Annotated in this window: 16 protein-coding genes; 2 read left to right on the top strand and 14 right to left on the bottom strand. The window is 64.2% G+C overall.

The genetic code is table 11. The annotated features are described in order from the left end of the window. Positions 1–55 precede the first annotated feature (55 nt). From R2N16_RS10215 to R2N16_RS10195, 5 genes are all read right to left on the bottom strand, one after another. Positions 56–1,357 (bottom strand): MFS transporter, encoded by a 1,302-nt coding sequence (locus R2N16_RS10215; RefSeq protein WP_316665563.1) that lies wholly within the window; start codon positions 1,355–1,357, stop codon positions 56–58. A gap of 225 nt (positions 1,358–1,582) precedes the next feature. Next, entirely contained in the window at positions 1,583–3,001 is a 1,419-nt protein-coding gene (pyk, locus tag R2N16_RS10210; RefSeq protein ID WP_316665562.1) for a pyruvate kinase, read from the bottom strand. Positions 3,002–3,016: 15 nt separating this feature from the next. Continuing rightward, positions 3,017–4,285, bottom strand: coding sequence for a glycerate kinase type-2 family protein (locus R2N16_RS10205; protein WP_316665561.1), 1,269 nt, complete (start codon positions 4,283–4,285; stop codon positions 3,017–3,019). A 20-nt stretch (positions 4,286–4,305) separates the two neighbouring features. After that, the gene (locus R2N16_RS10200) at positions 4,306–4,491 is read right to left on the bottom strand and encodes a hypothetical protein (RefSeq protein ID WP_316665560.1); all 186 of its coding nucleotides are present in this window, start codon (positions 4,489–4,491) and stop codon (positions 4,306–4,308) included. Between the two features lie 155 nt (positions 4,492–4,646). Then, the gene (locus R2N16_RS10195; protein ID WP_316665926.1) at positions 4,647–5,735 is read right to left on the bottom strand and encodes a tartrate dehydrogenase; all 1,089 of its coding nucleotides are present in this window, start codon (positions 5,733–5,735) and stop codon (positions 4,647–4,649) included. A gap of 138 nt (positions 5,736–5,873) precedes the next feature. On the opposite strand from R2N16_RS10195, the gene R2N16_RS10190 reads away from it, so the two are divergent. Beyond that, positions 5,874–6,797 carry a LysR family transcriptional regulator gene (locus tag R2N16_RS10190; RefSeq protein ID WP_316665559.1) on the top strand — a complete coding sequence of 308 codons (924 nt, stop codon included), beginning with the start codon at positions 5,874–5,876 and terminating at the stop codon, positions 6,795–6,797. 129 nt (positions 6,798–6,926) lie between these two features. Here R2N16_RS10190 and R2N16_RS10185 read toward each other — a convergent pair whose 3' ends face one another. From R2N16_RS10185 to kbl, 9 genes are all read right to left on the bottom strand, one after another. Next, positions 6,927–7,157, bottom strand: a complete 231-nt coding sequence (locus R2N16_RS10185; protein ID WP_316665558.1) for a hypothetical protein — start codon at positions 7,155–7,157, stop codon at positions 6,927–6,929. Positions 7,158–7,540: 383 nt separating this feature from the next. Continuing rightward, a complete protein-coding gene (locus R2N16_RS10180; protein ID WP_316665557.1) occupies positions 7,541–8,560 on the bottom strand; it encodes a poly-beta-1,6-N-acetyl-D-glucosamine biosynthesis protein PgaD in 1,020 nt (339 codons plus the stop codon). Beyond that, on the bottom strand, positions 8,557–9,837 hold the full coding sequence (gene pgaC, locus R2N16_RS10175; RefSeq protein WP_316665556.1) for a poly-beta-1,6-N-acetyl-D-glucosamine synthase: 1,281 nt from the start codon (positions 9,835–9,837) through the stop codon (positions 8,557–8,559). Before pgaC ends, R2N16_RS10180 begins: the two co-directional genes overlap by 4 nt. 1 nt (position 9,838) lies before the next feature. After that, the gene (gene pgaB, locus R2N16_RS10170; protein WP_316665925.1) at positions 9,839–11,992 is read right to left on the bottom strand and encodes a poly-beta-1,6-N-acetyl-D-glucosamine N-deacetylase PgaB; all 2,154 of its coding nucleotides are present in this window, start codon (positions 11,990–11,992) and stop codon (positions 9,839–9,841) included. Positions 11,993–12,063: 71 nt separating this feature from the next. Next, positions 12,064–14,520, bottom strand: a complete 2,457-nt coding sequence (gene pgaA / locus R2N16_RS10165; RefSeq protein WP_316665555.1) for a poly-beta-1,6 N-acetyl-D-glucosamine export porin PgaA — start codon at positions 14,518–14,520, stop codon at positions 12,064–12,066. A gap of 75 nt (positions 14,521–14,595) precedes the next feature. Beyond that, positions 14,596–15,630: a LuxR C-terminal-related transcriptional regulator gene (locus R2N16_RS10160; RefSeq protein ID WP_316665554.1), complete on the bottom strand. Its 1,035-nt coding sequence runs from the start codon at positions 15,628–15,630 to the stop codon at positions 14,596–14,598. A 586-nt stretch (positions 15,631–16,216) separates the two neighbouring features. Continuing rightward, positions 16,217–16,462, bottom strand: coding sequence for a hypothetical protein (locus R2N16_RS10155; RefSeq protein ID WP_316665553.1), 246 nt, complete (start codon positions 16,460–16,462; stop codon positions 16,217–16,219). Positions 16,463–16,570: 108 nt separating this feature from the next. Further along, positions 16,571–17,554, bottom strand: a complete 984-nt coding sequence (locus R2N16_RS10150; protein WP_316665552.1) for an NAD-dependent epimerase/dehydratase family protein — start codon at positions 17,552–17,554, stop codon at positions 16,571–16,573. Then, complete coding sequence (gene kbl, locus R2N16_RS10145; protein ID WP_316665551.1) at positions 17,551–18,771, bottom strand: glycine C-acetyltransferase; 1,221 nt, start codon at positions 18,769–18,771, stop codon at positions 17,551–17,553. Before kbl ends, R2N16_RS10150 begins: the two co-directional genes overlap by 4 nt. 87 nt (positions 18,772–18,858) lie before the next feature. On the opposite strand from kbl, the gene R2N16_RS10140 reads away from it, so the two are divergent. After that, complete coding sequence (locus R2N16_RS10140) at positions 18,859–19,458, top strand: helix-turn-helix domain-containing protein (protein WP_316665550.1); 600 nt, start codon at positions 18,859–18,861, stop codon at positions 19,456–19,458. Positions 19,459–19,460: the final 2 nt, after the last annotated feature.

Below are 19,460 nucleotides of genomic sequence, written 5' to 3'. Positions count from 1 at the left end.
AGCCGCAAGATCATCCTGCATGCTGGGGGGGCTGAGCGCTCACGTCGCCATTGCATTAGTGAGCCGCTGCGTGAGCCGCGGCAGCCTTCGATTTCTGCGTGCTTGACAGCACCAGCGTGAGCACAGCCGAGAGTATGAGCAAGCCGGCGACGAAGTAGAGGCCACCTGCAAAGCTACCCGTCCGGTCCTTGATCCAGCCGATCATCGCCGGCCCAAAAAAGCCTCCAAGATTGCCGATCGAGTTGATCGTGGCGATGCCGGTGGCTGCCGCCGCTCCGGACAGGAACATCGTGGGCATGCTCCAAAGCGGTGGCTTGGCGCAACTGATCCCTACGTTCACAAGCGTGAGGGCCGCAATGAGGCCAACCACCCCGTTGGCACTGCCCGCAACCACCAGACCCACGGCGGCAGCAACGCAGGCGATCACGACGTGCCAGGTTCGCTCGCCTGTCCGATCGGAATGGCGCGACCAGAAGACCATTGCGATCACGGAGACGATCGGTGGAATGGCATTCAGCAGACCGACCTTCATTGACGACATGCCCAACTGCTTGATGATCTGCGGCGCCCAGATCCCAAGCGTGTAAAGACCAGCGGACGTACCGAAATAGATCAGAGCGAGGGCAATCACACGCAGATCGGCCAGGCCACGCACCATGCTGTGATTGGCGCTTGCAGCCTGATTGTTGGACTCCTCCTGCATGGCGTTGACCAGCCACGTACGTTCGTCTTCTTTCAGCCAGGACGCCTGTTCCGGGCGATCCGTCATGTAGAAGAAAACGACTACACCGAGGATGAGTGCAGGGATGGCCTCGAGGATGAACATCCACTGCCAGCCAGCCAACCCCAGGACACCGTGCATCTCCAGCAGTGCTGCAGAAACCGGGGAGCCCAGCGCGGTGGAGAGCGGCGCGGCAGCCATGAAGAACGCGGTGACGCCTGCCCGGTGTCGAGCCGGAAACCAGTAGCTCAGATACAGGATGATGCCCGGAAAGAAGCCAGCCTCGGCCGCTCCAAGGAGGAATCGGATGACATAGAAACTGGTTGTCCCTTGGACGAAAGCCATCGCCGCCGAGATGATCCCCCACGTGACCATGACGCGGGCGATCCAAAGGCGCGCCCCGACCTTGTGCAGCACGATGTTGGAGGGCACTTCAAACAGGAAATAGCCCCAGAAGAAAATGCCCGCTCCAAAGCCAAGAATCGATGCCGTGAAGCCCAGGTCCCCTTTCATCGTCAGGGCCGCAAAACCAATGTTGACCCGATCGATATAGGCGACGAAGTACAGCAGCATGATGAACGGCACAATGCGCCAACTGATCCTGCGCAGCGTGCGCTTCTCAATCTCGAGTTCCATTTTTGTCTCCTTGGTGCTTCTTACACGCCCTATCAGCGCGCGGGCTGGTTCTTGATCCAGCTCTCATCGCAACCTGCAGGGAAAAGGGGCTGTCCGATTCATGCGCGGTAAGAGGTGTGCGCTACGAATCAGCCTCCGCCTCAGCCTCGCGCCCTTGTCAGTCCGGCAAGCCTCACGGTTCCATGGGCGCCTCCGGACTGAGCACGTGTGCCGCCACGGTAGGCATCACTGAACCTGCGCGATGCGCAGCAGATTGGTCGTACCGGCAACCGTGAATGGCAGCCCTGCAGAGATCACGATAGGCTGGCCGCTCTCGCCAAAGCGCTCCTTGAGCACGGTGCGGCTGGCGAGTTCTGTCATCTCCAGCACGTCGATGACTTCGTGGCACAGCACCGCATGCACGCCCCAGGCAAGCGCCAGCCGCCGCGCGGTGGCCATGCGTGGCGTCATGCCCAGGATCGGCACCTCGGGGCGCTCCCGCGCCATGCGCAACGCGGAGTATCCGGAACTGGTGTATGCGACCGTGGCCGGCACCTTGAGCAGCCCTGCCACATGGCGCACTGCATAGCCGATGGCATCGGCGGTGTCTGCGCGCGGTGGCGTATGGGACGCCTGGATGGCGTCGTGGTAGTGGGGATCGGATTCGGTCCGCCTGATGATGCTGTCCATCATCTTCACGGCTTCAACGGGATAGCGCCCCGATGCCGATTCCGCCGACAACATCACTGCATCCGCACCATCGTAGACCGCGGTGGCAACGTCAGACGCCTCGGCACGCGTGGGGACCGGCGCCGTGATCATCGACTCCAGCATCTGCGTGGCAACGATCACCGGCTTGCCGGCCTTGCGGCACGCTCGCACGATCTGCTTCTGGATGGAGGGCACCTGCTCGGCGGGCATCTCCACGCCGAGGTCACCGCGGGCCACCATCACCGCATCTGCTTCTTCGATGATTGCTTCCAGGCTTTGAATTGCGGCAGGCTTCTCGAGCTTGGCAACGATGCTGGCGCGCCCCTGGACGATGGCCTTGATCTCCCGAATGTCTTCGGACCGCTGCACGAACGACAGCGCGATCCAGTCGAGCCCGAGTGTCAGGCCGAAGTCGAGGTCGCGGCGGTCCTTCTCGGTCAACGCCGACAGCGGCAACACGACACCCGGCACATTCACGCCCTTGCGATCGGACAGCGTGCCGCCATTGATGACGGTGGTCTCCGCAAAATCCACACCGCAGTTGTCCACACGGAGCCGGATCTTGCCGTCGTCAAGCAAAAGCTCGGTGTCCTTGTGCAGAGCCGCGAAGATTTCCGGATGCGGCAGGCTGACACGCTCGCACGTCCCGGGGGCGTCATGGTCGAGATCGAGTCGAAATGCGGCACCAGAGGTCAGTTGAACGGGACCATCCACGAAGGTGCCAATACGCAGCTTGGGGCCTTGCAAGTCAAGCAGGACCCCGATGGGGCGACCGCGTTCACGCTCGACAGCGCGGATCGTCTCCAAGCGTTTCCGATGGTCGTCATGCGTGCCATGACTGAAGTTCAGCCGGAAGACGTCGGCACCGGCCTCGAACAGGGCGTCAATGACGTCCAGGGTCGTACTCGCAGGGCCGAGGGTGGCCACGATCTTCGCGTTGCGCAGGCGTCTCATAGGTGTTGCTCCAGATCAGGGCGCGATAAGAATCGCGCGGAAATCATTCACGTTGGTCATCGTTGGACCGGTCACGACTGCATCGCCCAGTGCCTCAAAGAAACCGTGTCCGTCGTTGCAGGCCAGCGCGTCCAGCGGACGGATGCCCAGCCGCCATGCACGCCGCAAAGTGTCGGGCGTGACAATGGCGCCGGCGATTTCCTCCAGCCCATCGACGCCATCGGTGTCGCCCGCGATCGCGTGAATGCCAGGCTGTCCGCGCAGAGCGAGCGCGAGTGAGAGCAGGAATTCGACATTGCGCCCACCTCGTCCCTTGCCACACACGGTGACCGTTGTTTCGCCCCCCGAAAGCAACACGCACGGCACCGAGAACGGTTCACCGTGGCGGGCCACCTCCAGCGCGATGCCCCCCAGGACTTTGCCGACGTCGCGCGCCTCGCCTTCAATCGCATCACCCAGAACGTATGCGGCAAGGCCAGCTTCGCGAGCCACCCGAGCCGCTGCCTGTAACGCCATGCGGGGCGTGGCGATCAACCGGGTTTCGATGCGCGGCAGGCGTGCGTCGTCTGGCTTGATGGTCTCCGCTTCTTTCGAGGCGAGGACATCGCGGACTTGCGGGGGCAACGTCATTTCGTAGCGCCGGATGATGTCGAGCGCATCGGCCAACGTGGTCGCATCGGGAACGGTGGGTCCGGACGCAATGTCGACAGGATCGTCGCCAGGAACGTCGGAGAGCAGCAAATTGCAAACGCGCGCGGGATGACAAGCGACGGCCAGCCGCCCGCCCTTGATCGCCGACAGATGGCGCCGCACGCAGTTCATCTCCGTGATGGTCGCGCCAGATGCCAACAGCGCGCGGTTCACGGCCTGCTTGTCGGCAAGCGAAATGCCCGGCAGCGGCATCGGCAGGAGCGATGAACCGCCCCCCGAGATCAGGCAGACCACCAGGTCGTCCTCAGTGAGCCCGGCCACCAGCTCGAGCATCTCGTGTGCAGACTGATGGCCAGCAGCGTCCGGCACGGGGTGCGCCGCCTCGACAATGCGAATCTGTTTGCAAGGGACGGCGTATCCGTACCGCGTCACGACGAGCCCGCTCACCGGTGCGCCCCACGCTTGTTCGAAAGCGTGAGCCATCGCGGCCGATGCCTTTCCCGCTCCGATCACGATCATGCGGCCCTTCGGGCGTTGCGGCAGGTACGTGGGCAACGTCAGCGCGGGTTGCGCAGCGGCGATCGCGGCGTCAAACATATCGCGCAGCAGCTGACGGGCGGCGTCGTCGAGCATGTCTTTTCCAAACGGGTGAGTCAGCAGCGCACGCTGGCGCAGATGAGGCGAAGCTGGGTAACCGCGCTTGTCGCCATGCCTGATGCCGGCGGCACATCCGGGCAAGCGCATGCCGGTTCCTCGGTGGGCATAACGGCCACGCCATAACGCGCCGCATTGCGATCGCCCGTGTGGGTACAAAGCCCGCCGAACACGCGTCGAGTCATTGCTGTCTCCTGTCTGCTCTGTAGATGGCACACGCTTGGCAGCTCTTTTTCGTCTGCTTCAGTCACGAGGTGCTGTGCCACGACGGCGGGTGGCCGGCCGGAAAAGGCGGCCGCCCGCCTGACGGGCCAGGGTGTCTTCCTGGCCCACCCTGCTATCAGGCGGCTTTGGCCTGTCGGTTCGTAGCGAGGTATTCGCAGACCGCTTTGGTCACCTGCACAGTGGTGGCCTTGCCGCCCAAATCGCCGGTGTGCAGCGCGGGGTTGCCCGTCACCGCTTCAATGGCGGCCATGAGTTGACGCGCGGCTTCGGTCTCACCGAGGTGTTCGAGCAGCATGACGACCGACCAGAAGGTACCGACCGGGTTGGCCAGGCCCTTGCCCATGATGTCGAAGGCAGAACCATGGATCGGCTCGAACATCGACGGGTAGCGGCGCTCGGGGTCGATGTTGCCGGTGGGCGCGATGCCCAGGCTGCCCGCCAGCGCGGCGGCCAGATCGCTCAGGATGTCGGCATGCAGGTTGGTGGCGACGATGGTGTCGAGCGTAGCCGGGCGGTTGACCATACGGGCCGTGGCGGCGTCCACCAGTTCCTTGTCCCATTTCACATCGGGGAATTCCTTGGCGATCTGCACGGCGATCTCGTCCCACATCACCATGGCGTGACGCTGCGCATTGGACTTGGTGATGACGGTCAGCAGCTTGCGCGGACGCGACTGTGCGAGCTTGAAGGCGAAGCGCATGATGCGTTCGACGCCAGCGCGGGTCATCATCGACACATCGGTGGCGGCCTCGATCGGGTGGCCCTGGTGCACGCGGCCGCCCACGCCGGAGTATTCGCCTTCGGAGTTTTCGCGCACGATCACCCAGTCGAGGTCTTTCGGGCCACAGCGTTTGAGCGGCGCATCGATGCCGGGGAGAATGCGCGTCGGGCGCACGTTGGCGTATTGGTCGAAGCCCTGGCAGATCTTCAGGCGCAGGCCCCACAGCGTGATGTGGTCGGGGATCTGCGCATCGCCGGCGGAGCCAAACAGGATGGCGTCCTTGTGGCGCAGGGCGTTCAGGCCGTCCTCCGGCATCATCACGCCGTGCTGGCGGTAGTAGTCGCCACCCCAATCGAAGTTCTCGAATTCGAAGCGGAAGCCGGTGCCTGCGGCAGCCAGCGCTTCCATGACCTCCCGACCGGCCGGCACGACTTCCTTGCCAATGCCGTCGCCGGGGATGGTTGCAATGCTGTATGTCTTCACTGCGGTCTTCATGGGGGTGTCTCCTGAGGGGAACGGCTGCGAGTCGCCGTGGGGTGTGCTGCGATTCTCAGGCGTGGACACGGTTGCGGATCGGCTCTAAAGTTAATCCATTCTTAACTGTGAGTTAAAGGTAGAACGGTGTCGGCTCCTGGCGTCCAACCCGCAGAACTTGGCTTTTTCGTGGCGCTGGCCACTGCCGGCAGCCTGAGTGCGGCGGCGCGCAACCTGGGCATCACCACGCCCGCCGTCAGCAAGCGGCTGACGCAGATGGAAGCGCGTATCGGCATGCCGCTCGTTACGCGCACCACCCGGCGGATGAGCCTCACTTCCGAAGGCGAGGTCTTTCTGGAACGGGCGCGCCGCATCCTGGGCGAGATCGACGATCTGGACCAACTGCTCACGCAAGCCAAGGGGCGCCCCAGCGGCCTGCTGCGCGTGAATGCCACGCTCGGCTTCGGACGCATGCATATAGCGCCGGTCATCTCGGAATACGTGAAGGCCTATCCGGACGTGGACGTGCAACTGCAGCTCTCCGCGGATCCGCCGCCGCTGAATGAGGACCTGTTCGATGTGTGCGTGCGCTTTGGGGTGCCGCCCGACGCGCGCATCATCGCGCGCAAGGTTGCATCCAACCGACGCCTGCTCTGCGCCTCGCCCACCTACCTGCGCGAGCACGGCACACCCGTCACGCCGGTGGAGCTGGCGCGCCACAACTGCATCGGCATCCGCCAGGGCAGCGATGCCTATGGCGTGTGGCGGCTGACGTCAGGCAAGGGGGCCAAGCGCCGGACGGAATCCGTGCACGTACGCGGCAACCTCACCACCAATGACGGCGAGATCGCAGTGAGCTGGGCGTTGGAAGGGCACGGCATCGTCATGCGCGCCGAGTGGGATATCGAGCGCTACCTCAAGAGCGGTCGGCTCGTGCAGGTGCTGCCGCAATACGCAACGCCCGAGGCAGACATCTACGCCGTGTACCACCAGCGCCATCAGCTCTCATCGCGCATCCGGCTGTTCGTGGAGTATCTGGCGGGCAGGTTTGAAAAGATCCGTGTGGGATGACGCCCGGCTCGCTGGCGTTGCCATGTGCGAGCCCTCGGGCGCCAAGGTCCGCTGACGCGGGCACGTCACCCGCCGCCTGAGCTTTGCGCTCCGGCAGCGACCGGTTGCAGTGCAATAAGGAAGAACTGACTAGTGAGACGCGGCCACCGCGCGGCGGCCGCTGGGGCGAACGTGTCCGGAAGCCTTGAGCAGGATGTAGCCCTGCAGGGTTACCCGGGCATAGCAGTGGTCGGGGCCACGGCGCTCCAGCGTGACGAGCTGTCGCTCGATGAGCGCTTCCACATCGGCGCGATCCAGATCGTCGGATTCGGCACCGTCGTTGACGAGCAGCAGAACGGCAAATTCATGGGGACTCAGCACGGTTGGCTCCAGCTTTTCTGTTGGCCACGGTATGCAACCGTGACGGGGGGTGGGCTTGGTTTTTTCACTGACACCATGAGCACTGCAAGAGCCGCCGAGAACACCGAGAGAGAAGCAACTGGGCTTGCAGGAGAAGCCAGCATAGGCATGCCCGCAGCGGCATTCAAGAGGGCAAATCCCGTGCCTCGTGCGCCTAGCTCTCCGACCCCAGGGTCGATGATGGTGCGCCAACCGTTTGGCGTGCTGTACTGCGCACGGGCGGCAACGATTGCGCAAGGCGGAGAAGTCCGCCCTCGTCTATTTGCGCTAAATCAATTGCGCAAAAGAATGCGCCCCGGTGACTCGCATCACCGGGGCGCTGAGCGCCGCAATCTGGAGCAGCCTTACACGTCGTCGGCGACGATGTTGGCGCGGCGGCCGAAGCCGTGCAGCGGGTCAACGCGCTCAACGCGCTGGAGTCGCGCGTACGGATCCTCCAGTTGTGCATGCGCACCAAACGCATGCAGCGCGCGATGGCGTTCCGTCACCCGGTCCGCTGCTTGCACTGCAGCACGACCATGCACCATGGCCGTCACGCTGCCATAGTGACGGGCCATGCCCGGGCGCATCGCATACGTCTGGGCCGGCGATTGCGGCGATTGGGACGATTGGGGCGATTGCGGCTCGACCCAATCGTTACGGCCCAAGCGGCCGCGATAGCCAAAGCGATGGAAGCCCGCGGCATCGGCCGTCACCGCATCCACGGCCTTCACTACGTCGCGCGGTTGCTGTGCAGGTGCATCAACGCGTGCCAGCGAGGGCTCTTCGCGGCCCATGTTCTTCTTCAGCACGATCGCTTCGCTGACGGGGCGAGAGCCCAGTACCGGCTCTTCCGGGTCGTATTCCGGGCTGCGGTTAAACGGCGTGGGGGGCGTGGCGGTGCCTGCAGGTGCCGGGCGGCCCGCCCACTCCTGCCACGAGCGCACATGGGTAATATCGCCGTCATCGTCGTGATCGACCACCAGCAGGCGCGTGTTGCGCGGGCGATGCCAGGCGGGTTGCTGCGCATGCAACGCCGCACGCGATGCGCGGGCGGAAGCTTGAGCGGCTGCAGCCGGCGTACGCGCCATCCCGCGGCGGATGGCGCGGTCCAGCCGCGACAGGACCATCCACACCACGAGCACGCCGCCCATGCCGGCGATGATGTTGCCGTACATGCGCAGTTGCTCGAACGGCAGGCCGCTCGGGCCGACGCTGCTGATGGAGTACCCCACGTACAGGCCCAGCAGGGCCCAGATCGAGATCACGAGGACCGGCCGGAAGATGCGGAACCACAGCACGTGGTGCACGGTGCCGAAAACGCCCTTGTCCGAAAACGACTGCCGGATCGAGTTTCGTGAAACATCAATGACGAGCATGGTCATGGCGAATTCCCCTGTTGTTGTATGCCCCGGTCAGGGCTGGTCCAGCGGGCACGCGCACGCGTACGCTGGAAGGCGACGGCCGGAAAGCCGACCACCGTGGTGACAAGGTTCAGAATCCAGAACGCAACCGGATACCAGACCGTGTCGATGAAGTAGCGCAGGATGTTGTCGTCGTAGCGCCGGTCGATAAAGCAGCCGATCAGCAACTGCAGCACGCACGTGATGAAGAGCAGCGTGCCGTGCCAGCGTGGGAAGGCTTCCATGCGCCAATCGGGCGGCAGGCTGACGAAGAAGCCGAGCACTGACCACGAGATGACGAGCAGCATGCTGTACGCCCACACCACCGACAGCGCGTACTCAAAGAAGATCGGCCACATCATCGATTGCCGCAGGCTCAGCATGGCCGGTGCGTACTTGAACAGCGCCTGGATGCCGCCCTTGGCCCAGCGCAGGCGCTGCTTGTACAGGCCGCGGAAGGTCTCGGGCATCAGGATCCACGACAGCGCGCGCGGCTCGTAGCGGATCATCCAGCCACCCACCTGCAGCTTCCAGCTGATGTCGATGTCTTCGGTGAGCATGTCGCTACTCCAGTAGCCGACATCTTCAATGGCTTGCTTGCGGAACATCACCACCACGCCCGACACCGTGAGCAACCGGCCGTACACCTGCTGCGTTCGCTTGATGAGGCCCACGATCGACGAGAACTCACCCACCTGCATGCGCCCCAGCAAGGTGGAACGCGTGCGGATGCGCGGGTTGCCCGTCACCGCGCCAATGGTCGGGTTCTCCATCAGGTGTCGGATCATCCAGGCAATCGCATCCACATCCAGGATCGAATCGCCATCAATGCACATCAGGTACTCGGCGTCGGTCACCTGCGCGGCCGTGGTGAGGCCAATCGCCTTGCCCTGGTTGGACGACTGGTGGATCACCACCAGTTGCGGGTATTCCGCCGCCAGTTCGTTGAGGCGCTCGCCGGTGCGGTCGGAGCTGCCGTCGTTCACGGCGATGATGTCGTAGTTCGGATAGCGCATGCGTGCAAGGTGGCTGATCACCTCGCGCACATTGGCCTCTTCGTTATAGCAAGGCACGATGATCGACACCTTGGGGTAGCTCTTCACCCCGAGGAGCGCCAGCGGATGCCGCACGTTCTGCGTGCCCCGTTCGAGCAAGAAGTAATGCAGCAGCCCGCCGATCATCCAGAAATACGACATGAAGAACGGGTAGTAGAAGACGAAGCCCGAGATCCAGCGCTTGGCGATGAGTGCGTCCACCATCTCAGCCTCCCGCCTTGTTGGCGCGGGACGGCGCTGCCGCTTCGGTCGTCGCGGGCTGCTTGTCCGCACCGGCATTCGGCGGCTGGCTCTGCGGCAGAGCACTGTTGTCAAGCTTCTCGACGCTGCCCTTATCGCCGCCTGGCGGCTTGCGTGTCTCGATATACGTCTTGAGCGACATCACATCACGCAGCACCTCGGTATCGGGCCGGCCAGCAATGAAGTCGTCCGGGTAGTAGCCGTAGTTGAGGGCACCTGCCGTGCGCAGCGCACGCATCTGGTCACGCAGTTCGGTCGTCGGGATCGGCCTGTCCTGATTGCGCCAGTCCACCGCCTGCAGCTCGAAGATGGTCTTCTTCAGGCCGCCCTTGTGCTTGGCCACCGCGGCAGTCAGCTTCTTCATCCAGTCCTTCGGATCCTTGGCTTCTTCCATGTACGGCATGGCTTCGAGCGCCACGTAGTCGTACGCCTCCAGGAAGTCGTCATAGTTCTGCGCCGTCCAGGCCTCGGCCTTCGGATCAAGCACCGGCCCCGAAAAGATGTTGCGCGCCGTCAGCATGTCGCGGCCGTTCTGATAGCCCTGCGCCACCGAGATCAGCTCTTTCGAGAACGAGATCAGCGCAGCAGTCTTGGCCCGCGTCCACTTCTGCATCAGCTCGGGCGACTGGCGGATCTTGTTGATGTCACCCGGCAGGCCCATGGCCTCGTAGGCCTTGAGCGCGGCGGGGCTGGCATCTTCGTAGTCGTCGAGTACGCCGTCGTCGTGGAAGAGGATGCCGTCGATGGTGGCGTTCTTGGCCAGGTCTTCATAGATGTCGCTGATCATCTGGCGCGCCTGCGGATCGAACGGCGACAGTCGCGGCGGCTTGACCGTGCCCGGCTTCTGCGCAGCCCCCGGCAACGACTGCACCAGGTGCGTGGCCGCCGGATTGTTGGCCGGCAGCTTGAACGACAGCATCGGCAGCCATGCGTACACCTCGACCTTGGCGCGCGTCTTCAACTGCCACGACACCCGCGAGAACAGGTCTGCACGCATCGGCATGTGGCGGTTCGGGAAGTACACCGCATCCACCGCGCCGTTGCCCTTCGGATCGGCAAAGGCCTGCAGGTAGACCACGCGCGGCGCGAGGTCCTTGATACGGTCGATCAGCTTGCCGAGGTTGGCTTCCTGCTGTTTCGGGTCCGGGTCGTAGATGTAGTCCATGTCGACCTGCACCACGCGCTGCACGGGGTTGATCTCGCCGTGGTGGGTCACGGGCTCGCGCAGCGAGCGCTCAAGATCGCCGGTGTTGGTGTCGTAGCCCATCAGGCTCCGGCGGATGGCGGTCAGGGGCACGTCAGGCGTGTTCGGGCCCGGCTCCAGCGTGAGCATGTACTTCAGGCCCACGTTGGCGGCTTCCTGGTCGAGCATCAAGTTGTGCGCACCGTACGGCCACACCACGGTCTGCACCTTGGTGCCCACGTTCTTCTCAATGATGGCGATGCTGCGTTGCAGATCGTCGCGCACGCGTTTGCGGTACTCGTCATCGGTTTCATACCGGCCGAGATTGCGCAGGTATTGGTGCGTGCTGGCTGCCGGCATCTCGTTGCCCTGCGGGTTGCCCAGCGCACCGTGGTGCATGTCCTGCGTGTGGGTGGCGAACTCTGCCAGGCCCGAGGCCTGCATCTCGCGGATCTGGTTCCAGTTCATGAAGAAGTCCCGCGGAACGATCTGCTTGTCCGACAGCTTGACCTTGGCCCCCGGGGGCGCGTTGGTCCACTCCGTCACCAGACCGAACACGGCCGGGAAGCGGAACTGCTTGAGCAACGGGAAGACCTTCGTGTAGTGGCTTTCATAGCCGTCATCGAACGTCAGCAGGATCGGGCGCTTGGGCAGCGGCTTGCCGCCATGGCGCGCCTCGTCAATCTGCGCGAGGGTGACCGGGTGGTAGCCGTTGGCCTGGATCCAGCTGAACATGTTCGTCAGCATCTTGGTGTCGACGGCAAACCCGTCGGGCAACGTCTCGAAACTGGCGCGCAGATTGTCACGGATGTCGTGAAAGCACAGCACGCGGAAGGTCTTGCCGTCCTCCGGATCAGGCTTTGGCAGGAAGTCCACCTGGACGGCGGCGGCTGGGCGAACGGCAGCAAGCAAGGCCAACATCAGGGCCAGCGCCATCCTCGGTGCCATCCAGGTGATGAATCGTCGCAACGAAGGTAGTCGGGAATCTTGCATGGGCATGAGCGCCATCACAGCGGAATGTTGAGGTTCAGGTACAGGAACTTGCGGTTCTCGGGCTGGCCGTCGTAACGATGGCGCCCAAAGCCGATGCCGTAAGACACCTGCGTCTTGCGACTGATCTGCCACACGTGCTCGAGCCGCGCTTCGTACATCGGGCTGTTGCCGAACGACTGCTGGTTGTACATGCCGCCGGTCAGGTACAAGCGCTGCGTGAACGACTTGTCGGCATAGCGCCAGGGCGTCCACGACCAGATGGCCGTGGCCTGGCCGCTGTAGTCGCGTGACGGCGTGAAGTAGTTCAGGCCGGTCATGGTGTTGGTGCTCGTGTCGGCACCGAACAGCACGCCCACCGTGTGGCGCGGCGACGTAAAGACCTGCTGATAGAAATTCGCGGCCCAGCGCTTGCGCAGGTTGTCGTCGGTGTAACGCGACACGCCGTACGTGAGGGATGCGTAGCGCGTTTCATCCCACGTGTAGCGCACGTTTCCGCTGACGGTCTTGCCGGTCACGCCCACCTGGTACGCCTTGTAGGGCACTTCAAGGTCATCATTCGTGACCATGCCCGACACCTTCCAGTGATCGCTCGGGACCCACGTCGCATCCAGGGTGCCGCCCGTCTTGCCGGCCGCGCCCACGGACTGGTGCACCTCGCCGTTCACCTCGACACCGGTGTCGAACCACTGCAGGCCAGCGCCGTTGCGCACGCGGCTCTGCGATGCGCCGTCAAACTGCGCGCGGCCCGCAAAGTTGTGGAAGAACAGGCGATAGTGATCGGCAAACGGCCCGGTGTAGGCCTTGGTGTCGATGCCGTACTCGTTGTTGGCGAACACCGAATTGCCCTTGTCCGCCGTCGACTGAATGATGAGCTGCGGGCTCTGGTAGACGTCCAGATCCTTGCGCAGCGCACGCACCGAGCCGTTCTCCGGAAAGCGCTCGTCCAGCCCGCTGGCGACATCCTTGGCGGTCTTCAGATCGTCCAGCGCCAGCGACGAGCGGCCATAACCGGCCACCACGCTCAGGTCATCCGGGTGCTCAGCCAGCGCGGTCTTGTACATGTCGCGCGAGCGATACGGCTCGGTCTGCACCATGGCGCCGTCGGCACGTGCGCTGACGAGCGACGCGGCGAACGGTGCTTCGTGGCGCCACTTGTCCAGCTCGGCAATGCCCTGGTGCGTGCGGCCCGTCAGGATCAGGTACTGCGCTTCCAGACGTTTGATGCGCGAGTAATCCGGATTTGGCGTGCCGGCCTCCGGCGCCAGGCGCACGTATTCCGGGTTGTCGGCCTTCATCTTGTCGAGCAGCGCGCGGGCGTCTTCAAAGCGGCCCGTATCCAGCATGGCGTAGAACAGGCCTTCCTGAACGTCGCCGGTTTCGATCTCGCCGGGGCCCGCATCCTTGAGCGCACGGCTGTACGCATCGGCAGCCTTGTCAGGCGTATCGAGATACGCGTAAGCATCCCCCGCGGCCACACGCGTGTAGGCCGGCACCTTGCCCGTCTGCGCCATGGCTTCGTAGCGCTTGACGGCGTCTTTCATGCGACCGCGCGAAGCCAGTGCCACCACTTCGTCCGCCACGATCTCCTGGCGGAACTCTGCGTTCTCTGGCGTATCGGGCACCTTCTTGAGCAGCGCTTCGATCTCGGCCACTGCCTGATCGATGATGACGAAGCGTTCCGGCCCGTTGATGACCTTCAACTGCTGGCGCCCCCAGCGGATGCGTTGTGCGGCGGCGGCATGGTCGACGTGCCACGATTCGCTTTCCTTGAACCAGTCCGGGTGCTGGCGCAGGTGCTCTTGCGCCAGCGTGGCAGCGCCCTCGCGCGACTCGCGCAAGACCTCGTCGTGAAATGCCTGGCGGTCGGTCGGCATCGGGCCGACGGGCGCGTTGTCGGGCGCATTGCCGGTGGCGTGAGTGGCCGCTGCATTGGCCGCTTCCGGCGACACCGGTAGCGGTTCAAGCGCGCCCGGACCCTGAGCGTTCGGGCCCAAAGGCCTGACTGGGGCCTGAGCGGCCGCATCCGGTGCAGGCGCGCCCGGCGGCAGGATCACCGTGGGCGATGGCGGAGCAGCCGGGGGTGCCGCCTCAACAGCTGGCATCGGCGATGTGGCGGCCGGCGCGGTTGCCGGGGGCGATGTTGTGACCGAAGAATCGGCTGGCGGCACCGCCTGCTGCGCAACCAGCAGCGTGCTCGCCGGAGACGCCGGCACGGTATCACCGCCAGCGATGACGGTGGCGGATGCAAACGTGGCCGGGCCCTTGGCTGCGGCGTCGGCCAGTTGCGTGTCGATCAAGCGGCGCGTGGCCGCATTGGAAGCGTCGTCGATTGCAGCCTGCGCACACATCGGCACCGTGCCCACCACCACAACGGTGGCAGCGGCAATAGCGCAGCGGCGAGGGTGCCATGCCGCGGCCGCGCTGGTGCGCTCGGCCGGCAGGCTCCAAGAGATGGGCTCGTGGGTTGTCATTGTTGTCATGTCCAGTGGGCGGCGCGTGCAGGGCGCACGTCATCCGCATTGCATGAAGAAGCTGCCCGGGCCGAGTCAGCCGAGGCGCGCCGTACCGTTGGCGGTGCGCACCGGGGCGCGCATCGGCTTGGTAGGCGTCACGCCGGACACGCCCCCAAAGGCGCGTGTCATGGCGGCCCAACGGGATTCCGCGCCCGATTCAGCACCGGATTCAGCACCCGATGCGGCCACCGATGCGGTGGTCCGGTCAGGCGCCCCCGGCTGGGGGGAGGAAGGCACCATCACCGCGTCTCGGGCCGGTGTGCTGGCCTGGAGCGGATACGGCCCGCGTGCAGCGGTTTGCACGAACACGTCTGCGTGTTCCGCATTGCCAGACACCTGGACCGATGTCTGTGCAGATGCGGCGCTGGTCGTGGCGGCAGCCCCGCCCTGCAGTTCCAGCGGAATACCCAGGCGCATGGCGGCGTACACCGCTTCGCTCTTGTTGCGCACGTTCAGGCGTCGATACAGCGTGCACGCGTGCGTCTTGACGGTGGCTTCCGAAATGCCCAACAGGCGACCGACGCCCTTGACGGAGTGGCCGCGCGACAGCAGCACCAGCACTTCGTACTGTCGTAGCGAAACATTCAGCCGCTGCGCCGCTTCCGATGCATCAAGCGAGAGCATCGTCGTGGCTGCATTGGCCGCACGCGGCATCAGTGCCGGATACGACTGGCCGCCCGCCAGCACGAGCCGCAGCGTGGCCAGCAAGACCTCCGGCGATTGCGATTTGGCACAGTAGGCGTCCACACCGCACGTCATGGCGACGTGCGCCTCTTCAACAGACAGGCTAGCGGCCAGCAGAACCACATGGCTGGCCTCGCTGGTGTCGATGGCCTCGCGCAATTGGGCAGCGAATTGGCCAGCGCTTTGGCCAGCGTCGGTCGGGCCATCAGCCTCGTCCAAGCCGATGACGAGCAGATCGGCTCGTTCATCGCAAGCAGGCAGTTTGCCCGGGACGCCAGCAGGCAGTGCCGGGGCAATGACCTCCAGGCCGAGGGTGGGATGCGCGAGCAACTGCGCAAGCCCGGCTCGCAGCAACGGATGATTCTCCAGCAGGACTGCTTTCATGGTTTCCTCGTTTTCTTGTGAAGCGATTCCGGTCAAACGCGCGCAGGCCAGCCGCTGCGGGCGAGCACGCATATGACCGTCGAAACCCCGGGACCGTCCGAGAGAAGCGCCCTGCCGCCGGCCATGTGCCGGCGCTGGAGAAGCGAAGTGCGAATGCCGTGGGGACCGTGGGGACCGTGGGGACCAATCCGGTTCCGGATTCGCTTATTGGAAAAACATGTTCTGCATGAGGCGGAACCGCCTTGCGCATGCAGAGTGACCGCACGACATAGAGCAAGCATCGGGCCACGTCCGTGCAGCGCAACATCTGCTTACACTTGCGGCACAACTGAGGGCGTGCGGAAGGCGGCCGAAACCGGCACTGGCAAAGGATTACCGGGCAGCGGTATCGATTGGTGCGACGCCGCAATTTCACGCGTTTTCTGTAACGATTTAGTTACGAGTTCGCGGCGTGTGATGGAAAACCGATCATTCCGTCGGTTGTCCACTGAACGTTTTTACAACCTGTTTTAAAACTTACCGAGCGAGCGCGGCAGGCGCCACATCACGGGTGATGCGGCGCTGTGCAGATGACCGATGCGCCCCTTCAGGGCTTATGGCGCATGGCAAAGAGGAACAGGCTGTCGATGGCGCCCACCATGAAGATGAGGCCGGCAGCCATATGCAGCATCCAGGCACCATCGGCAAAGGGCAGTTGGATCGACGTGTGCGGAATGGCCGCTACCACGGCCGCGGCAACCGACGTGCGCAGCACCGGCACCCACCACGTGCGCTTGGCGGGCAGCGGGTCGTCACGGTGACGCGGCGCGGGATCGGGCGTCGAAGAAGGCATGCGGCAGGGACGGGAAGTGATGGCCATGCTGCATTGTTGAACACAACTGATCGAAGCGAAACAGAAAACAGCACCGTGGTATGCCCGCAATTCCCCTTATACCGCTGCCTAGGCGGGGTGCGCGGCCAGGTACGCAAGGTTCTGCAGCATGTCTGTCGTCATCTCCGCCAGACCGTATTCGGGCTTCCAGCCCCAGTCGCGCCGGGCAACCGAATCGTCGATGGAGTTGGGCCAGCTGGCCGCGATCTGCTGGCGAAAATCCGGCGCGTACGCCACCTCGAACGACGGACAATGCCGGCGGATCTCCGCCGCCAGTTGCTCCGGCGTAAAGCTCACGCCTGCCAGGTTGTAGCTGCCGCGCTCGCTGATGCGCTCGGCCGGCGCCTCCATCAACTCGATGGTGGCGCGCACGGCGTCGGGCATATACATCATGGGGAGCGCCTCGTCGTGCTCAAGGAAGCACGTATAGCGCTCGCCCTTCACGGCCGAATGAAAGATGTCGATGGCGTAGTCGGTCGTGCCGCCGCCGGGTGCGGTCTTGTACGAGATCAGGCCCGGATAACGCAGGCTGCGCACATCCACGCCGTGGTGCTCGAAATACCAGCGGCACCAGCCCTCGCCCGCCAGCTTGGAAATGCCGTAGACGGTCTTGGGCTCCATGATCGTGCTCTGCGGCGTGTTGTCCGCAGGCGTGGTGGGCCCGAACGCGGCAATCGAGCTGGGCCAGAAGATGCGTTCAAGCTGATGATTGCGCGCCGCTTCCAGCACGTTCAGCAGGCCGTTCATATTGAGCTGCCAGCCCCACGTGGGCGATTGCTCGGCGGCGGCCGACAGCGCCGCCGCCAAGTGATAGATCTGCGTGATGCCGTGGCGATCGATAATCTCGCGCAACTGGCCGCGATCGGTCACATCCAGCGTTTCGTGGCGGATCTGCGGGTGGCGGCCCCGGGGCACCATGTCGCTGGTCACGACGTTGCCGTTGCCGTAGCGCTCGGCCAGCGCGGCGGCCAGCTCCGTTCCCAATTGCCCGTTGGCGCCGATGATGAGGATGCGCGGCGCCGTTCCAAAATTCGCGCTGGTGCCTGTGCTCATCGGAGAATCCCCAGTTCCTTGCCGGCGGTTTCAAACGCCTTGAGCGCGGCATCGAGTTGCGTACGCTCGTGCACCGCGCTGATCTGCACGCGGATGCGCGCCTGCCCCTTGGGCACCACCGGGTAGAAGAAGCCGACCACGTACACGCCCAGCTCCAGCAGGCGTTTGGACAGCGCCTGCGCCTTCTGGGCGTCGTACACCATGATCGGCACGATGGGGTGGTCGCCCGGCTTGATATCGAAACCCAGCTCGACGATCTTGCGGCGGAAATACAGCGCGCTCTCTTCAAGCTTGTCGCGCAGCGCGGTGTCGGCTTCCAGCAGATCGAGCACCTTGATGGTTGCCCCGACAATGGACGGCGCCACGGTGTTCGAAAACAGATACGGCCGCGAGCGCTGGCGCAGCAGTGCCACCACCTCCTTGCGCGCACTCGTGAAGCCGCCCGACGCACCGCCCAGGCCCTTGCCCAGCGTGCCCGTGATGATGTCGATCTTGCCGAACACGCCCCGGTGCTCGTGCGAGCCGCGCCCGCGCTTGCCGAGGAAGCCCGTGGCATGACATTCGTCAATGCCGAGCAGCGCACCGAACTCGTCGCAGATGGCGCGGATTTCATCCAGCCGCGCGATGGTGCCGTCCATCGAGAACACGCCGTCGGTAAAGACGAGCTTGAAGCGCGCACCCGCCGCATCGGCTGCCTTCAGTTGCGCGCGCAGATCGTCGAGATCGTTGTGCTTGTAGCGATAGCGCTGCGCCTTGCACAGACGAATGCCATCGATGATGGACGCATGGTTCAGCTCGTCGCTGATGACAGCGTCTTCCGCTCCGAGCAGCGTTTCGAACAGCCCGCCATTGGCATCGAACGCCGAGCCATAGAGGATGGTGTCTTCCGTGCCGAGAAACGTCGCCAGCCGCGCTTCCAGCGTCTTGTGCAAGTCCTGCGTGCCGCAGATGAAGCGCACCGAACTGAGGCCAAAGCCATGCGTATCGAGCGCCTCGTGCGCAGCCTTCAGCACCTCGGGGTGCGACGACAATCCCAGGTAGTTGTTGGCGCACAGGTTGATGACCTCCTTGCCGTCAGCCGTGCGGATGACGGCGCCCTGCGGCGAGGTGATGATGCGCTCGGTCTTGTAGAGACCGGCTTCCTCGATCGCCTCCAGTTCGCGACGGATGTGCGCGTAAAAGGCGTCGGTGGAAGCATTGGCTTGCGTTGTCCCCATGGTGCTGCTCCTGTAGACTGCGTTGATCGATAAATCGAACAAGTTCGATATATCGAATAATTCGTTCAATTTACAAGATACCAACCGATGGCACAAGCCCCCGCCACCGATGTCCTCGCCGGCGGCCCCCCGGCCGTGGGCGCCAAGCTGCAGACGCTGCGCCAGGCGCGCAAGCTGTCACTCGATGAACTGTCGCGGCGCGCAGGCGTGTCCAAATCCATGCTCTCGCAGGTCGAGCGCAATCTGGCCAATCCGACCGTCGCCGTGTTGTGGCGCCTGGCCACCGCGCTCGGCGTGGGGCTGGCGGATTTCCTCTCGCCCGAAGGCGCAGCCGATGCGGCACCCGCCGTGACGGTCATTCCCGCTCACTCCATCCCAGTCATCAAAAGCCCGGATGGCAAGTGCGAATTGAAGATTCTTGGCCCCGTCGACCTGGCGGCGCGCTTTGAATGGTATGAATTGGCGATCCAGCCCGGCGGCGTGCTGGCGTCAGAGCCGCACGAGCTGGGCTCGAAGGAGCACATCTCTGTGCTGAGCGGCACGGTGACCGTGCAATCCGGCCCGAGTGAGAAGAAGGTGCGGCACGGGGAATCGGCGCGCTATCCGGTGGATGTGCAGCACGCCATCTCAAACGCCGGCAAGACGGTGGCGACGGCGCTGCTGGTGGTGGAATACGCGCAGCAGTAAGT

The organism is Ralstonia psammae, assembly GCF_958405935.1.
GTDB lineage: Bacteria > Pseudomonadota > Gammaproteobacteria > Burkholderiales > Burkholderiaceae > Ralstonia > Ralstonia psammae.
The sequence above is the reverse complement of the archived record's forward strand: the minus strand, read 5'-3'. Positions and strand labels throughout refer to the sequence as shown.

What these genes read in the sequence shown, in the direction of transcription:
- R2N16_RS10205 (WP_316665561.1), bottom strand. Translation starts at nt 4,285, where the DNA reads ATGCTCGACGACGCCGCCCGTCAGCTGCTGCGCGATATGTTTGACGCC.
- R2N16_RS10160 (WP_316665554.1), bottom strand. Translation starts at nt 15,630, where the DNA reads ATGAAAGCAGTCCTGCTGGAGAATCATCCGTTGCTGCGAGCCGGGCTT.
- pyk (WP_316665562.1), bottom strand. Translation starts at nt 3,001, where the DNA reads ATGAGACGCCTGCGCAACGCGAAGATCGTGGCCACCCTCGGCCCTGCG.
- R2N16_RS10150 (WP_316665552.1), bottom strand. Translation starts at nt 17,554, where the DNA reads ATGAGCACAGGCACCAGCGCGAATTTTGGAACGGCGCCGCGCATCCTC.
- R2N16_RS10215 (WP_316665563.1), bottom strand. Translation starts at nt 1,357, where the DNA reads ATGGAACTCGAGATTGAGAAGCGCACGCTGCGCAGGATCAGTTGGCGC.
- R2N16_RS10180 (WP_316665557.1), bottom strand. Translation starts at nt 8,560, where the DNA reads ATGACCATGCTCGTCATTGATGTTTCACGAAACTCGATCCGGCAGTCG.
- R2N16_RS10200 (WP_316665560.1), bottom strand. Translation starts at nt 4,491, where the DNA reads ATGACTCGACGCGTGTTCGGCGGGCTTTGTACCCACACGGGCGATCGC.
- pgaC (WP_316665556.1), bottom strand. Translation starts at nt 9,837, where the DNA reads ATGGTGGACGCACTCATCGCCAAGCGCTGGATCTCGGGCTTCGTCTTC.
- pgaA (WP_316665555.1), bottom strand. Translation starts at nt 14,520, where the DNA reads ATGACAACCCACGAGCCCATCTCTTGGAGCCTGCCGGCCGAGCGCACC.
- pgaB (WP_316665925.1), bottom strand. Translation starts at nt 11,992, where the DNA reads ATGGCGCTGGCCCTGATGTTGGCCTTGCTTGCTGCCGTTCGCCCAGCC.
- kbl (WP_316665551.1), bottom strand. Translation starts at nt 18,771, where the DNA reads ATGGGGACAACGCAAGCCAATGCTTCCACCGACGCCTTTTACGCGCAC.
- R2N16_RS10155 (WP_316665553.1), bottom strand. Translation starts at nt 16,462, where the DNA reads ATGCCTTCTTCGACGCCCGATCCCGCGCCGCGTCACCGTGACGACCCG.
- R2N16_RS10140 (WP_316665550.1), top strand. Translation starts at nt 18,859, where the DNA reads ATGGCACAAGCCCCCGCCACCGATGTCCTCGCCGGCGGCCCCCCGGCC.